This is a genomic window from Microcoleus harperi Pol14_C6 (assembly GCF_036701295.1).
In the GTDB taxonomy this organism is placed as follows: domain Bacteria; phylum Cyanobacteriota; class Cyanobacteriia; order Cyanobacteriales; family Microcoleaceae; genus Microcoleus.
Genome location: NZ_JAUBQN010000014.1, coordinates 126217 through 134508 on the forward strand (window position 1 = coordinate 126217; position 8292 = coordinate 134508).

The following is an 8292-nucleotide window of genomic DNA, read 5'->3' on the forward strand; positions in this document are numbered from 1 at the left end:
CAAAATCAGCCTCTTGACTCTGGAGCGACCACAACAATATTGCCACAACAGCCAGTCGTTACAGCCGAGTCTTCATCTAGCGTTACAGAGGATGGAGGAGCGAGCGTATCCGATACTTCAAAAACTTCCGATTCAGCAGTAGTAAAAGATAATAATTCGGGAGTGATCGCTGTTAATCCAACTTCTACCACATCGCCAAATTCAGTAACAGGAGACAATTCTGTTTCCAATGTTACTGGGGATAATGGGGGTGCGATCGCGCCGACAACTGATGCTAATACCCAGCTCACCGTAGCAGAGACAGTGGCGAGTCAGGAGATGGATGGAATTACATTAATAAAAGAAGCAAACCCTCTGGTTTCTACTACACAGCAACCAGCAGTAGGAAATGTGTTGGGTGAGAATGAGAAGGGAGGCACGATCGCATCTACTACACAGCCAACCTTACAAAAGCCTGTTGCTACAGCCCAAAATTCAGTTAACAACTGGCTATATGAGATTAAGCAAGAATTAACTACTCTCAATAATCAGGAGGCTCAAAGTTTAAATCATCTTCAAGATGTATTAACTGGCATTAACAGCGAAATTCAGAAACAGGTAGACGACTTTAAAACCTCTATTTTGGCAACTGAGGACTCTCTTAATAGTCAGTTGCAATCACTAGGAAGGCAACTTACCAATGTTGATGGTGAGTTATACAACGCAGGCTACAATCACTGGAGTACGCTTTCTAAAATCCAAAACTCAATAGATGCTCAGATAAGTGCTACCAATGACCAACTTTCAAACGTTGGTAACGATATGTACGACCAAGTGTACAACGTTTGGAGCAAAGTCTCTCATTCTGGAGACTACATGAATGATTGGGTAGAGTATGTAGAAAGCAATCTCTCCAGCAGTGGTAACTACACAAATGAGTGGGTTGACTACGCAAAAAATACCGTTTCTAACGTCGATAAATTCATGTATGACTGGGCGTACTATACCTGGAGTGACCTGTCCAATACGGGCAATTACTTGACTCAGTGGGTTGACTACGCAAAAAATACTGTTTCTAACGTCGATAAATTCATGTATGACTGGGTGCTCTACACCTGGAATCAACTGAATAGTAAGGGGTTTGGAAACAACGTTTGGGATGACTACCGCGCCCTCGATAGCTACAGGCATACAGCTATGGCTGATGCCTGGAATCAATCCAACGCTTTCAAGGGCAGTAAAGAGACTGTGATGAGCAGTCTATGGAATCAGTACCAGAGCATGGATGCCTACCGTCGTCAGGAGATGGGCGATGCTTGGAATCAATACTACAACTTAGCTGCATACCGCGATCGGGGTATGGATAATGCCTGGAATGAATACTATGCTCTCAAAGGCAATAAAGAAACTGTAATGAATAGCCTTTGGAGCCAGTACCAGAACCTGGATACCTACCGTCATCAAGTGATGGGTGATGCTGAGAATCAGTTGGATGCTCTTAAGAATTCTAAAGAAGCATTCATGAGTCAAGCTTGGAGCGAGTATCAAGCACTGGAAAACCAGCGTAGCCAAGTTATGGGTGATTACTGGAGTCAGTACGAGCAACTGCAAAACTCCAAAAATTCAATCATGGCAGATGCTTGGAAAGACTATCAGGCTTTAGATCTGCAACGTCATCAAATAATGGATGATGGCTGGACTGAGTATGATGGTCTGAAAAACTCCTGGAGCGAGTGGGTAGACGACTCTCAAGCTGAAATAGATGTTTGGGCGAAGATTCTGGCTTCTGAAAATCGCTGGTATAAAACCTCGCCAGCAGATATTTTGCTGAAAAATGGTTTGCCCTTAATTGGTCTAATTGACTCAGGCTTCCGGGTTAACAATCCTGACATTAATGCCTCTCGAATCACTCTGGGTAAGGATTGGGTAGATGGTGACAGCAACCCATTGTTGCAACCAGGTGAGGGAGATGAACATGGTACTCAGATGTTAGAAGTAATTGCTGCCACTCGTAACAATGGCATTGGTATTGATGGCATCAATGACAAGTCTCCTCTGTGGCTAGGTCGTGCGATTGGTTCTGGAGACTGGGCGCAGTCGTTGATTGAGTTTGTGGACGCTGCTAAAGCATCGGGGCAACCGAATGCTGTAGTCAACCTCAGCTTTGACTTGACCCAAACAAATCTGGATGGAAGTGTAACTACACGCTACGAACTGACTTCCCTTGAACGGGCAGCTTTGCTTTACGCTCAACAGAATAATATTCTGGTTGCTACCTCTACTGGGAACCAAGGAACTACCATGTCAGCACTTGCTCAGGCTACTAAGGAGTTTGACAATATCCTAGTGGTTGGGGCTGCTGAAGGCTGGCAAAAAGCAAATTATTCCAGCTATGGAGAAGTCGATTATGCCAACTACGGCAAAGGGGTGGATATCCTAGCACAAGGGACTGCCAGCAATGGTGCATCTGGTACATCAGTAGCAACTGCCAAGGTCACGGGTGCTGCATCTCTAATCTGGGCAGCCAATCCAAGCCTGAACTACACCCAGGTTATCGATATCCTAAAACGCACAGCTACCGACCTGAATGCGTCTAATTGGGACGCTGAGACTGGTTTGGGATTGCTAAACATTGCCGCCGCAGTCCATCTGGCGAAGGCAACAAAACCAGAAGTTTACACACCTCCTAACATTGATTTGGTTCAGGCTACGCTCAAGAACGGAAATATTCCAGAAGTTAACTGGCCTGAATTTTACAACCTGTACCACTACTATGACCTGGAATCCAAACTCGAAAAATCTGCTTGGATAGATTCGGATGAAATAACTTCTACAGAGCGAGCGACGAGCGAGAAACAAGTTTTTTCAATTACCTATGCTAAGAGTGGATTACCTCACTGGTTGCCAGGATGGGTTACAGGAGATGCAGTATCAGAGGCGGCGGCGAACTATGCCATAGACCAGTTTAAAAAGCTTCACCCTCTACCAAAGCACTCCAGGTATGAAGTTAGGGATGAAGAACATAGCTACAGCAAGCGAATTGGAAGTAAATATCTAGGGTACACAGTAAGTGTGACCTGGGGAGTTACTAAAAAGCTTTTTGTTGTCACTAATGACGCTCTTATAGAAGCAGACAAAAAAGCAGCAGCAGCAGCAGCGGCAAAAGCTAAGGCGGCAGCAGCAGCAGCTAAGGCAGCAGCAGATGCAGCAGCAGCTAAGGCAGCAGCAGATGCAGCTAAAGCAGCAGCAGCTAAGGCGGCAGCAAATGCAGCAGCAGCGGAAGCAAAACGACGGGAGGAAGAGAAGAAAAAGCAAGAGGCTGAACAAAATGCCAAGAATATAGTTGCTACGGCTCAAACTAATCTAGAAAACGCCAAGGCGGTTGCCCAAACTGCTGTGACAAATGCTCAGAATACACTAGAAGCCGAAAAATCAAGAGCACAGCAACTAATAGACGATGCCCGGACAGCTTTAGCAAATGCTGACCAGTCCTCTCAGGAGGCTATTGAAGCTGCCCAACAAGCTTTGGACGCAGCTATAGAGGAAGCCAACCGCATTGTTGCGTCTGCTGAAGCGGTCTTGGCACAGACCCAAGCAGAGGCACAAAAACTTATAGACGATGCCCAAGCCGGACTAGCAGCAGCAGCAACGCAGGCACAGCAGATATTGGCAGACGCTCAAGCTGCATACGATGCAGTAGCAGCAGAGGCAGCAGCAGCAGCACAGGTATATCAAGACGCACTAGCAAAATCTAAAGCAGCAGAAAAAAATCTTGCAGATGCTAACGCTGCTTTAGCTAAAGCAGAAGCTGAATTGAAGCAAAAAACGAAAGAGCATCAAGAAGCAGTAGCCAAATTTGAAGCATTGCAGCAAGAGGAGTTAGAACGCGAACGAGAGGAACAGAATCGGCGCAAGAAAGGATTCTTTAACCGCTTGAGTGATAGTGTCAAGCAGTTTTCAAAGGATATCAGCGAAAACATTAAGAGCAGTCTAGATGGTGTAGACGTTGGTGCAGTTCTCGATGCCTTGAAGAAAATTCCAGTTGTTGGCACAGTTGTCAATGGTATCGAGGGATTGATTGCTCTAGTTCAAAATGATTGGAAAGGGGTTGTTAAGAGCGGCATTAATGGGGTACTAAAAATAATACCTGGTGGTTCTGCTGTGCCAGAGAAAGTGGTCAATATCCTAATAGATGTCGGCTGGGGAATTATTACTAAAGACTACAAGACAGCCTTGAAAGATGTCCTCAAAGAGCTTGAGGTGAAAGATAAGGTAGCAAATACCTTTGTGGATGTTGCTTGGGCAATGAAAGATGGTGACTGGAAGAACGTTTTAGGTGCAGGTTTGTCCGGTGCTGGATTCAACAATGCTGACAAATTCGTTGGCATTGCCTGGGGTGTAATAGATAAAAACTATACGGAAGCTCTTACAACAGGGCTAGAAGTTGGTGGACTCGACAAATTAGGCATCAATTCAAACCAAGCCCAAGCATTTGTTAAGTCTGCGATCGCGCTCAAAGATAATCAAACTAGCAAGGTTGCAGATGAATTACTCTCAGCTGCGGGTACACAGTTCACTAATAGTTCTTGGGTGCGGGATCTTAAAGATAACAATCCCAATAATGACCGTGCTGCTGTCAAACAAGGTTTATCAGCCGTCGGCTTTAAGAATGTAGATCAATGGGTAAACATGGCATGGGATGTCAAAGACAAGAATTACCTTAGTGCCATTTCCACTGGGTTCTCCCTAGCTGGATTTTCACAAGGCAAAGACTGGGTAGACATGGCGTGGAGTTTGCAGCGGGGCGATTATCTCAAAGCGCTTTCTACAGGATTCAAAGTTGCTGGATTCGCAGAAGGCGAACATTTAGCCAAAGCTGCTGTTAACTTAAGAGAGGGCAAGTACTTGGATGCTTTCTTTGAAGGGATGTACATGGTTCCCGGTATCGGGGATTTAGTCAATGCTTTCAAAGCAGTAGGCGATGGCAATTTCAAAGGTGTCGCTAACTCCCTTGCCAAAGTCGCTACTAACCCCACGTTGCTCAAATTGCTTGTTAGCTAGTATGGATACGGGGCGGCTCAATTAGAAATAGTTGTAACCTGCCCCAATTTTAACCGCCCTGATTAGTAAGTATTTTCCAATGGACATCAACAATTTTTTAACGATAGACGGTGTAACTTTATCTTTACAGCAATCCCTTGGCTATCTCCGCACGGCTGGTAAACTATCAACAGTTGTGTTAGAAATTGCCCAGCAATATCTCTTAGAAAACGAAATTAAAGCTTTAGAAATTCCCGAGCCCGAACCCGATCTCGTAGAACAATTTATCCTAGAATTTCGCTTACAACAGCAATTAACCAGCCCTGAAAGTTTCCAGAAATGGTTATTGACAAATGGAATTGACTATGCTGCTTTTAAGCAACAGGTGAGTTTTAGGATTAAACAAGAAAACCTCAAAGAAAAGGTTACAGCATCAAAAGTACAAAACTACTTTGTGCAAAATAAAGAAGGTTTGGATCGGGTTGTCCTTTCCCGTATTGTCGTACAGCATCCCGAAATTGCTCAAGATTTGAAACCGCAACTAGAACAGGGTGCAGATTTTGCCCAATTAGCTAAGCAATACTCCACCGTAGATGATGCTGTAGTAGGTGGCGTAATGGGACCAGTTATTCGCGCTCAGATGCCAGAAATGATTCGCAAGGCGACAGAAAATGCACAAGTTGGACAAATTATTGGCCCGCTTCAGATTGAGGGACGCTATTGTTTGTTGAAAGTTGAACAACTGCTACCTGCTTCGTTAGAAGGTGCTTTAAAGCGAGATTTGGAAAATCTGCTGTTTGAGGAATGGTTAAAAGAGAAACTACAAAATATGAATGTCAAGTTGAATTAGATTATTTAATGTGACTTTGATTGCACAATCATTCTCGCTATTCGCTGTGACTTTGTATGAGGGGTAATACCCTTCATACAAGGTCAACAGTCTCTTTAAACCGCCGAATCATCAAGGGGGTGGCTAACTTCTGGACGATCGCGACTGAGAAACGATATACATTTAGTCTATATTTTGGGGAACCATCATCAGCACTAATTCACCTATGACATCCACCGCCACGGTCGCAGCCCCTCTAAGCTGGACAGAATTAGAAGCCCTCACAGACTTTGAACTCGATCGCGTCAACGGGCCAACCAACGCTCAAGCCCGCTTGCGCCTCTTTGGTAAAACCGAATCCGATGTGCGAGTCACCCTCTACCGCGACAACCACGCCTGGTGTCCCTACTGCCAAAAAATCTGGCTGTGGCTGGAAGAAAAAGAAATCCCCTACCGCATTGAGAAAGTTACTATGTTCTGCTATGGGGAAAAGGAAAGCTGGTACAAACGCAAAGTGCCATCGGGAATGCTACCGGCGATCGAACTAGACGGCCGCATCATCACCGAAAGCGATGATATCTTAATCGCGCTGGAACGAGTCTATGGCCCCTTGGGTTTGGGCATGGAAAACCCCGCAGTCATTCCCCTGCGGCGGTTAGAACGACTGCTGTTTAGAGCCTGGTGCTCTTGGCTGTGCTACCCAGCAAGTTCAGCCAGAGTAGAACAGCACAACCGCGACCAATTTATCAGCGTCGTCGCCCAAGTAGAAAAAGCTCTGGCTAGCACTCCGGGGCCTTATTTCCTCGATGAATTTGGCACTGCGGATGTGATATTTACCCCCTACGTGGAACGCATGAATGCCAGTCTTTACTACTACAAAGGCTACTCGATGCGCGAAGAAAACCCGCGCTTTGCTGACTGGTTTGCGGCGATGGAAACGCGCCCTACCTATCGCGGTACTCAAAGCGATTTTCACACCCACGTCCACGATTTACCGCCTCAGATGGGTGGGTGTTATGAAAACGGCGAACCTCAGATGCTACTCAATAAAGCCCGCGTGGATAATGGGCCTTGGGCTGGACTGCCGGATGTGATGTATCCAGAACCGGAAACCTCCCGCGCTGAAGCACTTCACCGCGTTATCAAGCATCACCGCAACATCATTCGAGTCAATCCTGCTGATGACAGCTTATTTGATGAGGCTTTGCGTTGTGCTTTAACTTTGATGATGACTGGCGAAGTTTGTACGCCGCCGGGTGGTTCTGATGCGGCTTTGCGGTATTTGCGCGATCGGGTCAATGTACCCCGTGATATGTCGATCTACGCGGCCAAGCGATTGAGGGAAGCGTTGGAGGAAACGGCGGCTTTGGTGGGTGATGGCCAAGGTTCTCCGATTCTGTTGAAGCATCGGCGAGATCAAGATCCGGCTAATTTTGTGTAGGATTTTGGGGCGATCGCACCAGTGGATTTGCTCAAAGATTTCTACAAACACGACCTTACAAATTTGTAAGGTACGATCGGATTATTTTCTAGACTGTTTCACAGGCTATGGGTATGGTTTCAGTATCCAACAACCAACCAATCATTATTCGTACAGAGCGCGGACTGACAATTTCAGGTACGCGCATCACTCTCTATGATGTGATGGACTATTTGACTGCTCAATATCCCCCGAAGTTTATCCGTTCCTTGTTTGACTTAACAGACGATCAGGTTAACATTGCTTTATCCTACATTGAGGCAAATCGTGCAGAAGTCGAAGCAGAGTATCAAGTTGTTTTAAAGCAAGCTAAGGAAATTCAGCATTACTGGGAAGAACGTAATCGCGAACATTCTGCCCGCGTTGCAGCGATGCCACCCAAACCCGGTCGAGAGGCTCTTTGGGCAAAACTTCAAGAGCAGAAAGCCAAGCACGAACTAGAAGCATGAATTTTCTCATCGATCGCATGGTTAAGACCAACTACTAATTCGTTCATGTAGTAGGGGTAATGCCCAACTTCCTTCTGCTTCGGGTATCCACGCAATTGTACTGTACTCCTGTCCAATAATTACGCCTTCCTGATATTCATGGGTTCTTTCTTGTAAGGTTTTGGCATCTGCTCTCCCCCATGCAGTATGGTCGATTGCCACTAATATGTGTTCCGTTGGGGGTGCTTCCTCCTGTAATTGCTGGAAATACAGCAGCATCAGTTTTTTCCGGTCTGGTCTACAATCTTGTAATGCCTCGTAGATGCTTGACCATTGACGATTGAATAGCTGACTGAGCGAAAATTCAGCCAAACAGGCTGCATTCCTGGTGGTCATCACTGCATCCATCAGCTCGAATGTTGCATCCTTGCCTCGTACCAATAACTCGTATGCTTCTTGACAATACTCCGGACAGTTTTTAAGCAGCCAGAGTACCATAAGACAAGACTGAAGGAAGATTTGGATGATTTAAAATC

The 8292-nt window shown here is 45.7% G+C and carries 5 protein-coding genes; 4 read left to right on the forward strand and 1 reads right to left on the reverse strand.

All coding sequences use genetic code 11. The annotated features are described in order from the left end of the window. Window positions 1-39: 39 nt before the first annotated feature. The 4 genes from QUA27_RS12535 to QUA27_RS12550 all read left to right on the forward strand — a co-directional run bounded on the left by QUA27_RS12535 (window position 40) and on the right by QUA27_RS12550 (window position 7777). Entirely contained in the window at window positions 40-5040 is a 5001-nt protein-coding gene (locus QUA27_RS12535) for a S8 family serine peptidase (RefSeq protein WP_333068322.1), read from the forward strand. A gap of 79 nt (window positions 5041-5119) precedes the next feature. Next, the gene (locus QUA27_RS12540) at window positions 5120-5869 is read left to right on the forward strand and encodes a peptidylprolyl isomerase (RefSeq protein WP_333068323.1); all 750 of its coding nucleotides are present in this window, start codon (window positions 5120-5122) and stop codon (window positions 5867-5869) included. Window positions 5870-6074: 205 nt separating this feature from the next. Then, window positions 6075-7289, forward strand: coding sequence for a glutathione S-transferase family protein (locus QUA27_RS12545; RefSeq protein WP_333068324.1), 1215 nt, complete (start codon window positions 6075-6077; stop codon window positions 7287-7289). Between the two features lie 113 nt (window positions 7290-7402). Then, a complete protein-coding gene (locus QUA27_RS12550; protein ID WP_333068325.1) occupies window positions 7403-7777 on the forward strand; it encodes a DUF433 domain-containing protein in 375 nt (124 codons plus the stop codon). A gap of 21 nt (window positions 7778-7798) precedes the next feature. Here QUA27_RS12550 and QUA27_RS12555 read toward each other — a convergent pair whose 3' ends face one another. Beyond that, window positions 7799-8254: a hypothetical protein gene (locus QUA27_RS12555; protein WP_333068326.1), complete on the reverse strand. Its 456-nt coding sequence runs from the start codon at window positions 8252-8254 to the stop codon at window positions 7799-7801. Window positions 8255-8292 lie beyond the last annotated feature (38 nt).

Coding starts and splice junctions, on each gene's coding strand:
- QUA27_RS12555 (WP_333068326.1), bottom strand. CDS start 8,254: ATGGTACTCTGGCTGCTTAAAAACTGTCCGGAGTATTGTCAAGAAGCA.
- QUA27_RS12540 (WP_333068323.1), top strand. CDS start 5,120: ATGGACATCAACAATTTTTTAACGATAGACGGTGTAACTTTATCTTTA.
- QUA27_RS12550 (WP_333068325.1), top strand. CDS start 7,403: ATGGTTTCAGTATCCAACAACCAACCAATCATTATTCGTACAGAGCGC.
- QUA27_RS12545 (WP_333068324.1), top strand. CDS start 6,075: ATGACATCCACCGCCACGGTCGCAGCCCCTCTAAGCTGGACAGAATTA.